This is a genomic window from Echinicola arenosa (assembly GCF_014841125.1).
Taxonomy (GTDB): domain Bacteria; phylum Bacteroidota; class Bacteroidia; order Cytophagales; family Cyclobacteriaceae; genus Echinicola; species Echinicola arenosa.
The window spans coordinates 124,266-140,233 of the sequence record NZ_JACYTQ010000010.1; the positions used below are offsets into that span (position 1 = coordinate 124,266).

The 15,968-nt window shown below is 41.1% G+C and carries 18 protein-coding genes; 12 read left to right on the top strand and 6 right to left on the bottom strand.

Features of this window, described 5'->3' with window-relative positions; translation table 11 throughout:
* The first annotated feature begins 7 nt into the window (after nt 1-7).
* The 7 genes from IFO69_RS20325 to IFO69_RS20355 all read left to right on the top strand — a co-directional run bounded on the left by IFO69_RS20325 (nt 8) and on the right by IFO69_RS20355 (nt 8,232).
* A complete protein-coding gene (locus IFO69_RS20325) occupies nt 8-2,116 on the top strand; it encodes a peptidylprolyl isomerase (protein WP_192011985.1) in 2,109 nt (702 codons plus the stop codon).
* A gap of 109 nt (nt 2,117-2,225) precedes the next feature.
* Entirely contained in the window at nt 2,226-2,492 is a 267-nt protein-coding gene (locus IFO69_RS20330) for a DUF493 family protein (RefSeq protein ID WP_192011986.1), read from the top strand.
* Nucleotides 2,493-2,505: 13 nt separating this feature from the next.
* The gene (locus IFO69_RS20335) at nt 2,506-2,736 is read left to right on the top strand and encodes a 4a-hydroxytetrahydrobiopterin dehydratase (RefSeq protein ID WP_192011987.1); all 231 of its coding nucleotides are present in this window, start codon (nt 2,506-2,508) and stop codon (nt 2,734-2,736) included.
* On the top strand, nt 2,736-3,422 hold the full coding sequence (rsmI, locus tag IFO69_RS20340) for a 16S rRNA (cytidine(1402)-2'-O)-methyltransferase (RefSeq protein WP_192011988.1): 687 nt from the start codon (nt 2,736-2,738) through the stop codon (nt 3,420-3,422). Before IFO69_RS20335 ends, rsmI begins: the two co-directional genes overlap by 1 nt.
* A gap of 1 nt (nt 3,423) precedes the next feature.
* On the top strand, nt 3,424-4,212 hold the full coding sequence (locus IFO69_RS20345) for an inositol monophosphatase family protein (RefSeq protein ID WP_192011989.1): 789 nt from the start codon (nt 3,424-3,426) through the stop codon (nt 4,210-4,212).
* 252 nt (nt 4,213-4,464) lie between these two features.
* The gene (locus tag IFO69_RS20350) at nt 4,465-5,079 is read left to right on the top strand and encodes an NADPH-dependent F420 reductase (protein ID WP_192011990.1); all 615 of its coding nucleotides are present in this window, start codon (nt 4,465-4,467) and stop codon (nt 5,077-5,079) included.
* A gap of 147 nt (nt 5,080-5,226) precedes the next feature.
* The gene (locus tag IFO69_RS20355) at nt 5,227-8,232 is read left to right on the top strand and encodes an AsmA-like C-terminal region-containing protein (RefSeq protein ID WP_192011991.1); all 3,006 of its coding nucleotides are present in this window, start codon (nt 5,227-5,229) and stop codon (nt 8,230-8,232) included.
* A 100-nt stretch (nt 8,233-8,332) separates the two neighbouring features.
* On the opposite strand, the gene IFO69_RS20360 is transcribed toward IFO69_RS20355, so the two are convergent.
* Entirely contained in the window at nt 8,333-9,238 is a 906-nt protein-coding gene (locus tag IFO69_RS20360) for an AEC family transporter (RefSeq protein ID WP_192011992.1), read from the bottom strand.
* A gap of 108 nt (nt 9,239-9,346) precedes the next feature.
* Between IFO69_RS20360 and IFO69_RS20365 the strand changes: the two genes are divergently transcribed.
* Nucleotides 9,347-9,574 (top strand): hypothetical protein, encoded by a 228-nt coding sequence (locus IFO69_RS20365; RefSeq protein WP_192011993.1) that lies wholly within the window; start codon nt 9,347-9,349, stop codon nt 9,572-9,574.
* Here IFO69_RS20365 and IFO69_RS20370 read toward each other — a convergent pair whose 3' ends face one another.
* Entirely contained in the window at nt 9,575-9,949 is a 375-nt protein-coding gene (locus IFO69_RS20370) for a UDP-glucuronosyltransferase (protein ID WP_192011994.1), read from the bottom strand.
* A gap of 284 nt (nt 9,950-10,233) precedes the next feature.
* On the opposite strand from IFO69_RS20370, the gene IFO69_RS20375 reads away from it, so the two are divergent.
* The 3 genes from IFO69_RS20375 to rpiB are packed head-to-tail and all read left to right on the top strand — an operon-like array spanning nt 10,234 to nt 12,818.
* Nucleotides 10,234-11,502 (top strand): serine hydroxymethyltransferase, encoded by a 1,269-nt coding sequence (locus IFO69_RS20375; RefSeq protein ID WP_192011995.1) that lies wholly within the window; start codon nt 10,234-10,236, stop codon nt 11,500-11,502.
* Between the two features lie 16 nt (nt 11,503-11,518).
* A complete protein-coding gene (gene tatC, locus IFO69_RS20380) occupies nt 11,519-12,364 on the top strand; it encodes a twin-arginine translocase subunit TatC (protein ID WP_192011996.1) in 846 nt (281 codons plus the stop codon).
* Nucleotides 12,365-12,380: 16 nt separating this feature from the next.
* Nucleotides 12,381-12,818, top strand: coding sequence for a ribose 5-phosphate isomerase B (gene rpiB, locus IFO69_RS20385; RefSeq protein ID WP_192011997.1), 438 nt, complete (start codon nt 12,381-12,383; stop codon nt 12,816-12,818).
* Between the two features lie 84 nt (nt 12,819-12,902).
* On the opposite strand, the gene IFO69_RS20390 is transcribed toward rpiB, so the two are convergent.
* From IFO69_RS20390 to IFO69_RS20400, 3 genes are all read right to left on the bottom strand, one after another.
* Nucleotides 12,903-13,331 (bottom strand): outer membrane insertion C- signal, encoded by a 429-nt coding sequence (locus IFO69_RS20390; protein ID WP_192011998.1) that lies wholly within the window; start codon nt 13,329-13,331, stop codon nt 12,903-12,905.
* A 99-nt stretch (nt 13,332-13,430) separates the two neighbouring features.
* Nucleotides 13,431-14,063 carry a uridine kinase gene (gene udk, locus IFO69_RS20395; protein ID WP_192011999.1) on the bottom strand — a complete coding sequence of 211 codons (633 nt, stop codon included), beginning with the start codon at nt 14,061-14,063 and terminating at the stop codon, nt 13,431-13,433.
* Between the two features lie 36 nt (nt 14,064-14,099).
* Nucleotides 14,100-14,678 (bottom strand): non-canonical purine NTP diphosphatase, encoded by a 579-nt coding sequence (locus IFO69_RS20400; RefSeq protein ID WP_192012000.1) that lies wholly within the window; start codon nt 14,676-14,678, stop codon nt 14,100-14,102.
* A 159-nt stretch (nt 14,679-14,837) separates the two neighbouring features.
* Here IFO69_RS20400 and IFO69_RS20405 point away from each other — a divergent pair, with 159 nt between their 5' ends.
* Nucleotides 14,838-15,410 (top strand): LOG family protein, encoded by a 573-nt coding sequence (locus IFO69_RS20405; RefSeq protein WP_192012001.1) that lies wholly within the window; start codon nt 14,838-14,840, stop codon nt 15,408-15,410.
* 51 nt (nt 15,411-15,461) lie between these two features.
* Here IFO69_RS20405 and IFO69_RS20410 read toward each other — a convergent pair whose 3' ends face one another.
* Nucleotides 15,462-15,944, bottom strand: coding sequence for a GAF domain-containing protein (locus IFO69_RS20410; protein WP_192012002.1), 483 nt, complete (start codon nt 15,942-15,944; stop codon nt 15,462-15,464).
* Nucleotides 15,945-15,968: the final 24 nt, after the last annotated feature.

Below are 15,968 nucleotides of genomic sequence, written 5' to 3' on the forward strand. Positions count from 1 at the left end.
TAGAAGAATGGCGTTAATAAAAGAAATCAGACAGAGAACAGGTCTTGCAATCGGTGTTATTGCAGTAGGGTTGATACTTTTCCTCGTAGGGGGAGACTTATTGGGTCCAAATTCAATGCTTTTAGGAGGCAGGGATACCGTTGTAGGTGAAATTAACGGAGAGGAAATTTCCTATGAGGAGTATATTGACCAAGTAGAGCGGTTTAAATTAAACTACCAACAGAACACTGGTAGAAATCCATCAGAGAATGAGATGTACAGCATTCGTGAGCAGGCATGGCAGGCCATGATTGTGAAGCGAGTATTCTCTGAGCAGTATGAAGCGTTGGGCATGACCATTTCTGATGAGGAATTGGTGGACATGGTTCAAGGTAAAAACATTGTGGCGGAACTTCGCCAGCAATTGACTAACCCGGAAACTGGCCAGTTCGACAGACAGCAGTTGATCGCTTTCTTGCAGTCTTTGGAATCAGCGCCCGCACAGCAGAGAGCTTTCTGGGCACAGCAAGAACAGACTTTCGCTGATTCTAGGCTTCGAATCAAATATGACAACTTATTGGCGGCTTCTTCCTTTGCGAACAAAGAGGAAGGTGCTTTACAATACAGAATGCAAAGTTCTGTGGCGGATATTGAACATTTATTTGTTCCATTCTATGCAGTTTCAGATTCTGCGGTTAGCATCAGTGAATCTGATCTAAAAGCCTACCTTTCTGAAAATAAAGAAAAGTTTGAAGGAGCGAATACCAGGGATATCTCTTATATCAGGTTTGATCTTTACCCTAGCGGAGAAGATTCTGCGACGGTTATTCAGCAAATCTCTCAATTGACTGAGGAGCTAAGCAGTGCATCCAACGATTCTGTCTTTGTATTGAGAAATTCAGAAATTTCCAATCCATTCAGAACTTACTTGCCTGGTGAGCAACTTCCAGCTTTGTTGACTTCCAATGTGGAGGATCCTGAAGAGGGAGCGGTGTATGGTCCTTATATTACCGACAGAAGCACTTATGTGACTTATAAGGTTTCCCAGAAATTTGATGGTACACCTAGAATGAGAGCCAGCCATATTTTGTTTGGTACTCAGGGAATGGATGATGCAGCTAAAGCAGAAGCGAAAACTCAAGCGGAGAAAGTACTTGCTGAACTAAAAGACGGTGGTAATTTCTTTGCGGCTGCGCAGCAATATGGACAAGATGGAACTGCCCAAAGAGGTGGTGATCTGGGATGGTTCGCTAAAGAAGATTTTGTAGAGCCATTTGCTGATGCAGTATTTGCCGCTAAGTCAACTGGTCTTATCAACAGTTTGGTGGAAACAGAATATGGTTACCATGTCATTTCTGTGACAGAAATGCCTAAGACAGCCACTGTAAAGCTGGCAACCTTAGAACTTGAATTAGGGCCAAGTGATGCGACCAGAAACGAGATTTTCAGAAATGCGGATTACTTTGCTGCCAATACAGGCAACGCAGATGAATTCAAAACAAATGCTGAGAAAGATGGATACAGAGTGCTTCAGGCCAATAGCCTTGGTACCAATGCAAGAAGTATCAACAATCTTGGAGGAGCCAGAGAAGTCGTAAGATGGGCATTCAATGATGCTTCTGTAGGAAGTGTTTCTCCAGTATTTGAATTGGACAATGCTTATGTAGTGGCCATGCTAAGAGGAGAGACTGAAGAAGGGGATGTTACTTTGGATCAAGTAAGGGCTGAAGTGATGGCTCAAGTAAGAAACGAAAAGAAGGCAGTTTATATCAGTGAGAAACTAAAAGGTAAGGAGAGCTTAGAGGCAATGAAGGAAGTTTTTCCTGAATATGCATCTGTAGGTACTACTGCTGACTTAAAACTAAGTGATAATACGATTCCAGGAGTGGGTTATGCGCCTAAAGCGGTTGGAGCGGTATTTGGCCTGAAACAAGGACAAGTAACCCAGCCTATCAAAGAAGATATTGGTGTGATAGTAGCTAAGCTGAATAGCATTACTCCTGCTGGTGAAGTGGCTGACTATAGCATGTACCAAAACCAATTGCAGGCCAGCGCGCAACAAAGAACTACTTATATGATCATGATGGCTGCTCAGGAGTTGGCCAATGTGAAAGACTTTAGATATAAGTTCTTCTAATGGTAGAAGTTTGAATCATAAAGAATCCCATCCTCTAATGAGGGTGGGATTTTCTTGTTTATGGATTTAATTTTTTATCTATCGCGTTAATAAAGTAAATTCGATAATTATGAATAAAGTATTTGATAAAGCAGCGTTCAAAGAAAAATTGGATGAGCAGACTACCTTTCCTGCATTGTACATGTTCAAGTTTATTGTGCCTAAAGGAAAAGAGGATGAAGTGAAGCGATTATTGCCTAATAACCAGATTACTTTCAAAGCCTCTGCCAAGGGGACTTATATCAGTGCTACGATCAAAGCCATGATGAAAGACAGTGAGGCAATTATTAAAGTATATGAGGAGGCTTCTAAGATAGAAGGTATTATCTCACTTTAAAAATAAGACAGTTATGTGGCCAGAGGAAAACAACCGATTAAAAAAGACATTTGAATTTTCAGATTTTACAGAAGCTTTTGCTTTTATGTGTAGGGTCGCTTTTTTGGCAGAAGCCCACCAGCATCACCCTAACTGGAGTAATGTTTATAATAAAGTCACCATAGAACTTACCACACATGATCAAGGAAATGTGGTGACTGACAAAGACAGAAAGCTGGCTGAGGCAATAGATCGACTGACCTGATGACTGAAGAAAAGCATACCCATTTGTTTGTGGTCCCCACACCTATTGGGAATTTGAAGGATATTACTTTAAGGGCCATCGAGGTATTAAAAACAGTAGACGTTATCCTAGCAGAAGATACCCGAACAACGGGCAAACTGCTCAAGCACCTCGAGATTCAGCGTCCATTGCAGAGTTACCATATTTTTAATGAACACAAGACAGTAGAAAAACTCATTTCCAGAATGGAGAATGGGGAGCGATTTGCCCTAGTGAGTGATGCGGGTACACCAGCTATTTCTGATCCAGGGTTTTTACTGGTGCGCGCAGCCAGAGAGGCTGGCCTGGAAGTGAACTGCTTGCCAGGAGCTACTGCTTTTGTTCCTGCCTTGGTCAATTCTGCCCTTCCGAATGACCGTTTCGTTTTTGAAGGTTTTTTACCCCATAAAAAAGGACGGAAGACGAGGATAGAAAATTTACAGGAAGAAGTCAGGACCATGATATTTTATGAGTCCCCACACAGGCTTTTAAAAACCCTTATACAGTTCAAAGAGGCGTTTGGTGCAGACCGCTTGGCCTGCGTCTCCAGAGAGCTTACAAAGCTATATGAGGAGAATATCAGAGGGACTTTGGAAGAACTAGTCGAATATTATCAAGAAAACACCATAAAAGGAGAAATAGTAATTACCGTATCAGGAAAAAATTAAGATGGAATTAAAATCACTTTTAGATCAAACTATCATCGTTGCCAAAGAGGCCGGTGCTTTTATCAGAAAAGAAAGACAAAGTTTTGACCTCACCAAAGTAGAACACAAAGGATTCAATGATTTGGTGTCTTATGTGGATAAAGAAGCTGAAAAGATCGTGGTAAATGGCCTGCAGCAGATTTTGCCTGAAGCAGGGTTTATCACTGAGGAAGGGACTATCAACAAGCAGGAGGATGTTTACAACTGGATAGTGGATCCCTTGGATGGCACTACCAATTTTGTACATGGCATTCCCGTTTTTTCGGTCAGCATAGCTTTGATGAAAGAAGGCGAGATCATTTTGGGCGTGGTGTATGAGGTAAATAACAACGAATGTTTTTATGCTACTAAAGATGGCGGTGCTTACTGTAATGATACAAAAATCAGTGTCAGCCAAGCCCCAAGCCTGTCATCCAGTTTAATTGCTACAGGATTTCCGTATTATGATTTTGAGCAGGTGGATCAATACATGGAACTTCTAAAATACTTTATGATAAATTCTCATGGGATCAGGAGAATTGGTAGTGCGGCTGTGGATTTATGCTACGTCGCTTCTGGTAGGGTCGAAGGATATTTTGAGTATAACTTAAATTCCTATGATGTGGCTGGTGGCTTATTGATCGTCCAAGAAGCTGGAGGAAAAGTTACCGATTTCAATAATGGTGATGATTACATATTTGGTCGACAAATTATAGCAAGCAACGGTAATATTCACCAAGAATTGTATGATCAAATAAAAAAAGTCTGGTAAAATTCCCTAATGACTGTTATTGGAATCTATATTTTGGTTTTTTGACCAGCTAAAAATGTATTGTGCTTGTTTTAAGCTATTTATACCAAAATAAATTTGGCTCTTCAGTGTTTTTTTTATAGTTTTCAATTGATTATACAAGTATAAACTTTTAGCGACGTTAATCATCCAAGTTCTTTTCCCTCACCAAAGAAAAGAAACCCACGCCAATATCGTTAAAAGATTAGAGGATTACTTTTAAACATGAAGACCATGACGTTAGGAATCATCGGAGGAACTAAACTCTCAACCACACTAGGGAACAAGTACATGTCCATGGGTTTAAATGTGGTTTTTGGGGTAAGGGAAGAATTTGAACTAAGGCCAATAGAATGGAAAATTCTAAGCATGCAGAAAGACAAGGTTTTTGGCTACTGTGAAGCCATTAAAAGATCAGATGTCATTTTAATTTGCTGTGAGAATGAATATTTGCCCTTGGTTTGCCATTGCCTTTCCCAATTGGAAAGTACAGACAAAATAATTTTGGATTGTACCAATGGCAACTATAACCCTAATTTTGGGTGCAATACTAAATACATTCAAGAGAAATCAGGATACGAAAGGGTATTGAAGGGTTTTAATAATCTTGGCTTGGATTATCCTAATTCTGATCCTCTGGAATTGGTAAAAGAAACTTATTTCTGTGGCAATGCCGAAGTGGATAAATTCCGGATCAAACGACTTATTGAATTAATTGGCTTCAGGGCGATTGATGTTGGAGATCTTAACAATGCACCACTATTGGAAGCTATTTATCATTTGAGAAAGCAGATAAGCCATCAGAAAAATGAAAAAATAGATTATCATTTCAAGCTCATGTCAGTCTAAGAAGTTTTAGAAGACATATTATTTTAAAAAGGGGACATATTCGTGTCCCTTTTTTTATGAGGCATCAAATTTGATGCATAAATAATGTAGCTTCGTCTGCTATTTAATTTTTAGTCAAAAAACAGACTGGTTTAAAATCTAATGGTTATGAAAAAGACATTAATTATAATTTTGGCAGTATTTGCCTTTTTATTGGTGGCCTTGATTGCGACGCCTTTTATTTTTAAAGATAAAATTGTGGCACGTATAGATCAGGAAATAGCTAATTCTGTGAACGCTCAAGTTTATTATAATATTGATAACATCAGTTTGAGTGTGCTCAAGAGGTTTCCCAATATCTCAGCCACTGTGAAGGAATTTGGCGTAAAAGGATATGCACCTTTTGAAAATGATACCTTGGCGCATGTCAATAACTTCCAAGTGGATTTTAATTTGATGTCTGTTATTTTTGGGGATTACCCTGAATTGACTGGATTACACTTGAAAGGGGGCCGTATTTACGTCAAAGTACTAGAGGATGGTACTGCGAACTATGATATTGCCATGGAGAGTGAAGAAGATACTGTGGCTGTAGAACCTTCCAATTTTAAACTAGGGATTGACCTGATGGAAATTGAAGATGTCAATTTTGTTTATGATGATCGACAGTTGAAATATTTTTTGGCTTTACAGGATTTTGATATGGAGGGTTACGGTGATTTTACGGCGGACGTATATGATCTAAATGGAAAGATCAGTACCAATATTGCCAGGATGGATTATGAAGAGGTCAATTATCTTAGTAATAAAGTTTTTACCGCAGATACCGAGATTCAGGTAGATATGACCCAAATGAAGTTCACCTTTGGAGAAGGACAGTTTGGACTTAATGATTTTATGTTTGGCATTGACGGTTTTTTGGCAATGCCCAGTGAGGACATTGATTTTGACCTGACTTTTGAAGGAAAGGAAAATAGTTTTAAAAGTGTTCTCTCCCTTGTACCGGGCATTTACACGGAATCCTTTGACGGGATCAATACTTCAGGTACTATGGATTTTGGAGGTTACCTGAAAGGAAGCTATAATGAAACACAGTTTCCTAAATTTGAGGTTTCTTTGAAAGTAGCTGACGGGATGTTCCAATATCCAGACTTGCCCAAGCCGGTCAACAACATTAATGTGGATATGTCCGTCAAAAATGAAACAGGAAATATAGACAATACCCAAGTGAATATTCCAGCATTTAACCTGACCTTCGGCTCCAATCCGATTTCAGGTAGATTGCTCTTAGAGAACTTGATTACTTACGATGTGGATGGTCAATTGAAAGGAAAACTGAATTTGGAAGAGCTGACTTCTATTTTTCCCATTGAGGGAATGGAGCTAAGAGGGATTTTGGATGTGGATGCTACAGCTAAAGGAAGGTATGACAGTGTAGCTGAAATCATTCCTGCTATCAATGCCAAGATGGCTCTTACGAATGGCTTTGTAAAAAGTGAAGAATATCCAGCGCCTATAGAAGATTTGAATGCGAATACGACTATTCAAAACAATTCGGGTAAGATGAGTGATTTCTGGGTTAACCTGTCGAATTTTGGGTTTAAACTGGAAGGTGAGGAGATTAGAGGAAATATGAAAGTCAGTGATTTGGACCAGTTGAACTGGGATGGTGCTATCCATGGTACAGTGGATTTAGGGAAAATCAGTAAAATATTTCCGATGGAAGAGGTGATCATGGACGGTAAAATCAAGGCGGATATTGACACCAAAGGAAGTTATGCTGATGTGGAAGCAGAACGCTACAATAGACTGAGCACAAGTGGGCAGATTACCTTAACAGATTTCTATTATACGGATAAAGATCTTCCTCAAGGAATAAGAATTCATCAGGCCAATGGGGATTTCAGTCCTCAAGCTATTAATTTGACAAAATTCGATGCCAGACTAGGAGAAAGCCCCGTTCAAGCAAACGGTAGCCTGAGCAACTACATGGCTTACCTTTTTAAGGACACTTCGGTTTTGACTGGTAGATTGGACATTAATTCCAGCAAATTTAATATCAATGAGTGGATGACAGAGAGTGAAGAAACTACAGCTGATACAACTTCACTTACTTTGATAGAATTGCCTAAAAATGTCAATTTCACCATGTCCGTGAAGGCTGATGAGGTGTTGTATGATAATTTGGTCTTTACCAATGCCAAAGGTATGATGACCCTAAAGGATGGCATTTTGACGTTCAAAGATGCGGGCATGAACACCATGGGGGGGCAGCTCACATTGAATGGTGCCTATAATACCCAAAATATAAAAGACCCGAAATTCAATATGGATTTCAATATGCTGGGAGTGAGTATTCAGGAAGCCTTTAAATCTTTCAATACTATCAAGGCATTTGCACCCATTGCAGAACACCTTAATGGTGATTTTACAACGAACTTTTCTTTATCTGGAAACTTAGGTCAAGACATGATGCCTGTTTTGTCCTCGCTGGATGGAGACGGACTGATTAAAGTGGCACAGGCGGCCTTAAAAGATAGTAAAATCATTGGTGGCATTACCTCATTGACCAAACTCAAAGATGGAAATACATTGGAGATAAAGGACCTGAATTTAAAAGCAGAAATCAAAGATGGCATGCTCAATGTGAGTCCTTTTGATATCAAACTGTGGGATTACCAGGCCAATATTCAAGGAAGTACGGGGTTTGATGGAAGTATCAGTTACCTAGTCAATATGCAAGTGCCAGCAGGAAAGTTCGGGAGCCAAGCCAACAGTTTATTGGCATCCATCTCTGGAACAGAGGTAACGGGGGATACCAAGATTCCTGTTGCGATCAATCTGGGAGGTACTTATCAACAGCCTAAAATCAGCTTGGCCGGTGGAAACAGCATGGAAGCTTTGATCACCAATGCGCTGAAGTCAAGAGCTTCAGCTGAAGGTGAAAAGTTGCAGAACCAAGTGGCCGAGCAATTCAAGGCACAGGAAGACAGTGTAAAACAAGAATTGAAAGCCAAAGCAAATGCCGCTCAGGACAGTGCTAAAAAGGAACTGAACAAAAAGGTGGAAGAAGCGCAAAACCAAGCGGCGGATGAAGTGAAGGATTTACTCAAAGGATTTTTCAACAAGTCCAAGCCCAAGACAGATACGACCAAAACGAAACCAATCGAATGAAAATGGTGAAACAGTTTTATTTGGCCGGGCAGAGGATTCTTTGCCTGGCTTTTTTGTGCTTACATTTAGCCATAATCAATTCTTTAAAATAATCCGCTCTCTACCCCACCAAATAGTACCAGCCCATCAAGGTGATAAAGGAAAGCGGAATGCCAATTCCCACCAAAAGTGAAGCAAGTTTTGGGTTGAGGTCATGGTTGATGGCAATGATAGAGCCAGTGATCATCGGAGCCATGGCGGTCTCCATCACACTTACCTTGTAAAGGATATTTCCTTCATCCAAGAACAACCTGTATAGGAAGAATATGAGCGTTGGGATAAACAATAATTTAAAAGACAGGCCATACCACAGGTTTTTTGAAGATAAAGTCTCTGCATTGATTTTTACCTGTAAGCCAACGGCAATCAGTGCTATGGGTGTAAGAGTGTCAGCAAAAGCCTGTAATATTTCATACACAGTACCTTCAAACTCCAAATGCAAGAGGTTCATGAACAAGGCAATCAGGAAGAATAAAAAAGGAGGAAAGGTGAGGATCTTTTTGGTCACATCCCTTTTGCGTTTTTTCCCATGGCCATAGATAGAAGCCACAATGATGGCAATGCTGCTCACAATGATAAAGGAACCCGCTTGGTCTACCATCAGGGCTATTTTAAGGCCTTCGCTACCATAAAGTGCTTCAATGATCGGAAAGCCAATAAAAGAGGTGTTGGCCAAACCAGGCACAATGATCAAACAACCTGTGGTTGCCTTGCTCCAACCCAATTTTTTTCCCAAAGTGCCAAAAATTACCCATGAAATCCCAAAACTTATCCATGCAGTCAGTACGGGAAGTAGCAATCCAAGCGAAAGTTCCGTCTCGGGAATATGGAGCAAAGCCAAAGCAGGGAGGACGATATAAATCAGGTAAGTGTTGAGGGACTTGGGAGCATCTTTGGGCAGTTCCTTTAGGCGCTGGAGCAAAATGCCAATGATCAGACAAAGAATGACAAGAATGAGGTTGGTCATGGATCAAAAATAAGGTAAAAATTGCTTAGAAATTAACAGTAATGTAATCTGTTGTTAATCAATATTTTAAATTTGAGTGCTTTATTTGATAGGAGAAAATCTAAGATTATGACGAAACTTGTACCTATCCTGATTGGAGAACAACGCATGATCCAATTATCACAGCTGACCATTGACCAGGCCAATGACTTAAGAAGCTTTTTGCCTGGTTCAAGCATTAAGAAAATGAATTTTCAAGGAATGGAACTGCACGATTGCATCGATTTTGAAACGTATGAATATTGGTTTCAGTCCAGTCATGCGCGAGAAGGTGTGGCATCCATTTGGGATTTTTAATTAATTCATCCCAAACTTTTTGCGCTTTTCCTGAAAGTATTCCTCCAGTTGGGGATATACATTACTTTTTGCTTCTGGGATACCAGCAAGCGTCAGGTTCATATCGCCCTTGATACTTTGGTCCACGACTTCCAATGTTTCGATCAGAAAAATAAACTCCTGTAAGGTCAGGGGGTTATTTGATTTGTCAGGGCTAGGGTCAAATTCATTGCCGTAAAAATCCACCACTTCGTAATAGATTTTGCCATCCAAAGGAGCAGCATAAATGCTGATTTCCTCACCCCATTGACTCTCTGGATAAGAAAGCTTGGCGAGTAAAGCCGAAGGTCCAGTACCGTCGAAATAACTTTTAGGAGCAAATTCAAAATCAATCATGGTTCAAAATTAAAAGATTAATGACAAGAATTAAACAAAGTTGGGTTTGATTAAGTGTTGTCCGTGAGCTGTTTTAGATACTTAATGGAAGGTTTGCGCGGCTTTTCCTTTTCCAAGTCTTTTTTAGCAGAAGCAATTTCTCAATCAATTGGATAATACATTGTTTCGAACTAATTTTGGGCAGCCAAAATTATATCTGCCATTATCCGGCTTAGCCATAGGACTTGGTGGAAGTTCCCAAATCATTTTGGGCAGAAAAAGACTGTAAAAACAAGAGCATACTCATGAAAAGAGACCAGGTAATATTCGACCTTATCCAAAAAGAAGAAGACCGTCAAAAAAGAGGAATTGAGCTGATTGCCTCTGAGAACTTCACCAGCAAGGAGGTGATGGAAGCTGCCGGTAGTGTATTGACCAATAAATACGCCGAAGGGTTACCTAAGAAGCGTTACTATGGAGGTTGTGAAGTAGTGGATGATATTGAGCAGATCGCTATTGACCGTGCCAAGGAGCTTTTCGGAGCCACATGGGCCAATGTTCAGCCTCACTCTGGTGCTCAAGCCAATGCAGCTGTGTTTTTGGCCTGTCTGAATCCTGGTGATAGCATTTTGGGTTTTGATCTTTCTCATGGTGGTCACTTGACTCATGGTTCCCCGGTAAACTTCTCCGGCAAGAACTATAAGCCTCACTTCTATGGTGTGGAAGAAGAAACTGGCGTGGTCAATATGGACAAAGTCGCAGAAACTGCCAAAGAGGTTCAGCCAAAGTTGATCATTTGTGGTGCTTCTGCCTATAGCCGTGACTGGGATTATGCAAGATTCAGAGAAATCGCTGACGAGGTGGGCGCCTTATTGTTGGCGGATATCTCTCACCCAGCCGGTCTGATCGCTAGAGGTCTTTTGAATGATCCATTGGAGCATTGCCATATCGTGACCACGACCACACATAAGACCTTAAGAGGTACAAGAGGTGGCTTGATCATGATGCGAGAAGATTTCGACAATCCATTTGGCCATAAAAATCCAAAGGGAGAATTGAGAAAAATGACGCAATTGTTGGACTCAGCAGTATTCCCAGGAATGCAGGGAGGACCTTTGGAGCACATCATTGCTGCTAAAGCAGTGGCTTTCAGAGAAGCCCTTTCAGATGAATACATGGAGTACGTTTTGCAAGTGAAGAAAAATGCTTCCGTGATGGCTGATGCTTTCGTGGAAAAAGGATATAAATTGATTTCTGGTGGAACAGACAATCACCTGATGCTGATCGACCTGAGAAATAAGGATCTTTCAGGAAAAATTGCTGAAGAAACGCTAGGTAAAGTGGATATCACCATCAATAAAAACATGGTGCCTTTCGATACCCGCTCTCCATTCGTAACTTCAGGAATGCGGGTTGGAACAGCAGCCATCACCACCAGAGGCCTTAAAGAACAAGATATGATCAAGATCGTGGAATTGATCGATAAGGCATTGATGAACCATGAAAATGAAGCCACCCTTGCAGCAATCAAGACGGAGGTAAATAACTGGATGGTTCAGTTCCCATTGTACTAAGAAAAAAAGAAATTAAGTGGCATTAGATCAATACAGGGAAGAGGAGGAAGAAGAAGGAGGCATGTCATTTTTGGATCATTTGGAGCAATTGCGATGGCATTTGGTTCGATCCATTGCAGCCATTCTGATTTGCTCAGTAGTAGCCTTTCTTTCCAAGAGTATCGTATTTGGAGAAGTGATTTTAGGACCGTCCAAGGTGGATTTTTTCACCTATAGGATGCTCTGTCAGCTCTCTGCTTATTTAAGTATTCCAGCACTTTGTATAGACGAACTACCGTTTATCTTGCAAAGTAGACAGATGACTGGACAGTTTTCCATGCACATGACTTCCAGTTTGGTGGTGGGGCTTGTGGTAGCCTTTCCATATGTGTTCTGGGAAGTTTGGCGCTTCATCAGCCCGGGATTATATGATAAGGAGAGGAAGGCAGCCAGAGGGGCGGTTTTCTTTGTGAGTTTGTTGTTCTTTATGGGAGCGGCCTTTGGATATTTTATCTTGGCACCGCTTTCGATTAACTTCCTCTCGCATTACCGACTGGATCCTTCCATAGCAAATGAGTTTGATATCACTTCGTATATTTCGACCTTAATCATGCTGGTGCTGGCTTCTGCCGTGATGTTCCAGCTTCCAGTGGTGATTTATTTCTTGTCCATGTCTGGACTGGTTACTTCTGGAATGCTGAAGTCTTATAGAAGGCATGCTATCGTGATCATTTTGGTACTTTCTGCGTTGATTACTCCGCCAGATGTGATCAGTCAGTTGCTGATAGCCATGCCGATACTGGTATTGTATGAGGCAGGGATTATGATCGCTAAGCGTTTAGAACGTAAGAAGAGAGAAGAATTAGAAGAAGAAAAGAAATAATAATAACACTATCGTCATGTCCAAAAAAATAGCAATAGGTGGTGACCATGCAGGTTTTGATTATAAGCAGCAACTGGTTGCCTATTTGACCGAAGCTGGCTTTGAAGTAAAGGATTTTGGTCCGTTTACAGATGCTTCTGTTGACTATCCTGATTATGTTCACCCGCTTTGTGATGCCATTGAAGGTGGGGAATTTGTACAGGGGATTGTGGTTTGTGGTAGTGGTAATGGTGTAGCTATTACTGCCAATAAGCACCAAGGAATCCGGGCGGCGATTTGCTGGAATACTGACTTGGCCGCTTTGTCCAGACAGCACAATGATGCCAATGTCATCTCCATTCCTGCTCGTTTTGTACCTTACGAATTGGCACAAGAAATGGTAGGAACCTTCTTAAGGACGGATTTTGAAGGTGGTCGACATGCGAATAGGGTGAATAAAATTGCTTGTAAGTAGATTTGAATAGACTTATCAGTCAAACCAAAAAGGGCCTGACAATTGCTGTCAGGCCCTTTTTATCGTTTCATGGTCGAATGGTTTTTACCTAAATGTGTATTTGAGGCCTATCCCTGCCCTGAAATAATTATTGCTTTCTCCTGTGGGAAAAATGGGACTGGCTTCCAAGAGAAAACCGAAGTTTCTGGTGGAAGGAAAAGGCTTGACAAAGACTCCAAGGGGAATACCAAGGTAAAGGTCATTGTCATTTCCTTGATCATCTACACCCAAGTGGAAGCCGCTGTAGAAGTTAACTTCATCCCTTTGGACAAAATTGTATCCAAAGGTACCTTCTATATCCACATTGCCTCCAGCGCCTATCCTGGCCTCTCCAAACATTTTATTGTCCGGATTACTTCCAATAGCCGCAAAGGTTCCAGAACTTAATTGATAAACTCCGGCACTGATCTGTGCAACGGACTTGTGTTGTAAAATCAAAAAAGCAGTCAGTGATAAAATCAAAAACTTTTTCATGGTAAATAATAGTTGGTTTAGTTTTCAAACCAAACTTTGCAAACTCTTTGCCAAAAAGTGAATTTGAAGCTAAAGTTTGCCACCTACCAATGGAATTTTTTAGATACAGGGCTGGTTTACAATCTTTTCCTTCAGGAAAATTGTTAGCATCTCCAGTCCTTTTTCAAAACTGTCATTATTGGGAATGATAAGATCTGCATCATGCTTAAAGGGGTCGATGTACTTTTCATAAGTAGGCATCACATGTTTTTCATACCTGTAAAGTACATCGTCCAGGTCATATCCGCGCTCTACCTTATCGCGGACAATCCTTCTTTTGAGCTTGATATAGTCCTTGGCATCTATAAAGACCTTTAAGTCCAATAGGTTGGACAGTTCTGGTGAGTAAAGCACAAAAATTCCTTCCACCACTACGACAGGCGCCGGACAAAACTCCAGCATCTTAGGGGTTACTTTAGGGTTGTTAAAAGTATATTCCTGTCGAAAGACCTTTTCACCCATTTGAATTTTTTTGATGTCTGCCGCATAAGCCTGAAAGTCAAATGAATGAGGAGTGTCGTAGTTTTCAATGCCTTCATCATCCAAAGGCTGTTGTTCGATGGGCTTATAGTAGTTGTCTTGGGAGATCAGGCAAATCTCTTCCGGATCAAAAGATTGTAATAACCTGTTGAGAAATAAGGTCTTGCCAGAGGCACTTCCTCCTGTGATACCAACTATATACGGTTTTCTCATATTCCTAATATATCAATTATTTGGAATCAATACCCTTTATTGGTAGCTGTTCAAGAAATGAATCAGCTTTCTGACGGCTTTGCCCCTGTGGCTGATGGCATTTTTTTCATCCATGCTGAGCTCGGCAAAGGTTTTTTTGTAACCTTCTGGAAGGAAAATCGGATCGTAACCAAATCCTCCCTCACCAGACCTTTCTGTAATAATTTCCCCTTTGGCAGTGCCTTCAAAACTATGTTCTTCACCATCCAAGATCAGGGCGATCACTGTCCTGAATTGGGCTTTTCTATCAGAGGCTCCTTCTAAATTCTGAAGCAACAAGTCAACATTTCTGTCATCGCTGCGAGGCTCACCGGCATACCTGCCGGAATATACTCCCGGCGCACCGCTAAGTATCTCTACTTCCAGGCCTGTATCATCAGCGAAGCAGCTTACCCCATAGTTATCAAAGACATGTCTGGCTTTTTGAAAAGCATTAAAATCCAAAGTGTCTCCAGTTTCGGGGAGCTCTTCGTGGCATCCGATTTCTGCAAGTGATACAATGGTGAAGTCTTCGCCAAGTGCGGCTTTCACTTCTTCTATTTTTTTGGGATTGTTGGTTGCAAAACAGATTTTCATACTCCAAAAGTAAGCAAATTTTCCTGCTCATGAAGCTTGATAAATTGTAACGCGTTGCCGATTTAGATATTCTTAGTATTCATTTAATATTTTGGCTTTGCGAAAGGAGGTGAAATTGCTGTTATTAGTAGAATTGTTTTACCCAAAAGTTCAGAGGAAATGAAGAAAATAACCGTCTACTGTGGTTCCAATACCGGGAAAAACCCTGCCTATAAAGCTGGGGCAATTGCTTTGGCTGAGGAAATGATTTTACGAAAAATGGACTTGGTGTATGGTGCTGGCAAGGTGGGCCTGATGGGAGTGATCGCCAATCAAATGCTGAGTGTGGGGAGAAATGTATATGGGATTATTCCACAAAAATTGGTGGACGTGGAAGTAGCCCATCAGGGTTGTACCGAATTGACGGTGGTAGAGACCATGAGGGACAGGAAGTGGCTGATGGCGGAACGCGGAGATGGTTTTGTGGCCATGCCGGGAGGCATTGGAACTTTGGAGGAGCTGTTTGAAATCATGACCTTAAATCAATTGGCCTATATCCAAAAACCCTTGGCCTTGTATAATGTGGAAGGGTATTATGACAAACTTATTGACTTTTTATCCTTTGCTTCCGAAGAAGGTTTTTTAAAAGATGAGCAGAAAGAGCTCCTGATCATAAGTGATGATCCAGCAGAGATGCTGGACAAGATGGCTACCTATGAGCCTAAATATATTCCCAAGTGGGGATCAAATTAAGATACAACAATAAGGGGCGTATTCATTACACCCCTTATTGTTGAAAATTCCCTACAGGCACTTTTCTATAACTTTCATCAATTGCTCAAGATGTTTGGCATCCGTTTCATCAAAATCATTTAGCTGGTTGCTATCAATATCCAGCACTAAGGCTACTTCTCCATCTTTTAAAGCAGGCAAAACAATTTCAGATTTGGAGGCGGAGCTGCAGGCAATATGACCCGGAAAAGCATCCACATCCGGCACCAACTGGGTTTTACCCTCTTTCCAAGCGGCACCACAAACGCCTTTGCCTTTTGCAATTCGGGTACAGGCTATTGGCCCTTGGAATGGTCCAAGCACCAGCTGCTCTCCCTTGACGAGGTAAAAGCCCACCCAGAAAAAATCAAAGGCTTCCTTGAGGGCAGCACTGATATTGGCCAAGTTGGCGGTCAGGTCTTCCTCACCTGTGATCAAAGCTTCAATTTGGGGAAGCAAGGCTTCGTATTTTTCTGCCTTGTTAGCATTTTCAGGAAGAAATATGGATTCTGCCATGGATGATATGTTTTAGGTAAAATT

What these genes read in the sequence shown, in the direction of transcription:
- IFO69_RS20355 (WP_192011991.1), top strand. Translation starts at nt 5,227, where the DNA reads ATGAAAAAGACATTAATTATAATTTTGGCAGTATTTGCCTTTTTATTG.
- IFO69_RS20360 (WP_192011992.1), bottom strand. Translation starts at nt 9,238, where the DNA reads ATGACCAACCTCATTCTTGTCATTCTTTGTCTGATCATTGGCATTTTG.
- IFO69_RS20345 (WP_192011989.1), top strand. Translation starts at nt 3,424, where the DNA reads ATGGAATTAAAATCACTTTTAGATCAAACTATCATCGTTGCCAAAGAG.
- IFO69_RS20325 (WP_192011985.1), top strand. Translation starts at nt 8, where the DNA reads ATGGCGTTAATAAAAGAAATCAGACAGAGAACAGGTCTTGCAATCGGT.
- IFO69_RS20400 (WP_192012000.1), bottom strand. Translation starts at nt 14,678, where the DNA reads ATGAAAATCTGTTTTGCAACCAACAATCCCAAAAAAATAGAAGAAGTG.
- udk (WP_192011999.1), bottom strand. Translation starts at nt 14,063, where the DNA reads ATGAGAAAACCGTATATAGTTGGTATCACAGGAGGAAGTGCCTCTGGC.
- rpiB (WP_192011997.1), top strand. Translation starts at nt 12,381, where the DNA reads ATGTCCAAAAAAATAGCAATAGGTGGTGACCATGCAGGTTTTGATTAT.
- IFO69_RS20405 (WP_192012001.1), top strand. Translation starts at nt 14,838, where the DNA reads ATGAAGAAAATAACCGTCTACTGTGGTTCCAATACCGGGAAAAACCCT.
- IFO69_RS20370 (WP_192011994.1), bottom strand. Translation starts at nt 9,949, where the DNA reads ATGATTGATTTTGAATTTGCTCCTAAAAGTTATTTCGACGGTACTGGA.
- IFO69_RS20375 (WP_192011995.1), top strand. Translation starts at nt 10,234, where the DNA reads ATGAAAAGAGACCAGGTAATATTCGACCTTATCCAAAAAGAAGAAGAC.
- rsmI (WP_192011988.1), top strand. Translation starts at nt 2,736, where the DNA reads ATGACTGAAGAAAAGCATACCCATTTGTTTGTGGTCCCCACACCTATT.
- IFO69_RS20390 (WP_192011998.1), bottom strand. Translation starts at nt 13,331, where the DNA reads ATGAAAAAGTTTTTGATTTTATCACTGACTGCTTTTTTGATTTTACAA.
- IFO69_RS20350 (WP_192011990.1), top strand. Translation starts at nt 4,465, where the DNA reads ATGACGTTAGGAATCATCGGAGGAACTAAACTCTCAACCACACTAGGG.
- IFO69_RS20365 (WP_192011993.1), top strand. Translation starts at nt 9,347, where the DNA reads ATGACGAAACTTGTACCTATCCTGATTGGAGAACAACGCATGATCCAA.
- IFO69_RS20330 (WP_192011986.1), top strand. Translation starts at nt 2,226, where the DNA reads ATGAATAAAGTATTTGATAAAGCAGCGTTCAAAGAAAAATTGGATGAG.
- IFO69_RS20410 (WP_192012002.1), bottom strand. Translation starts at nt 15,944, where the DNA reads ATGGCAGAATCCATATTTCTTCCTGAAAATGCTAACAAGGCAGAAAAA.
- IFO69_RS20335 (WP_192011987.1), top strand. Translation starts at nt 2,506, where the DNA reads ATGTGGCCAGAGGAAAACAACCGATTAAAAAAGACATTTGAATTTTCA.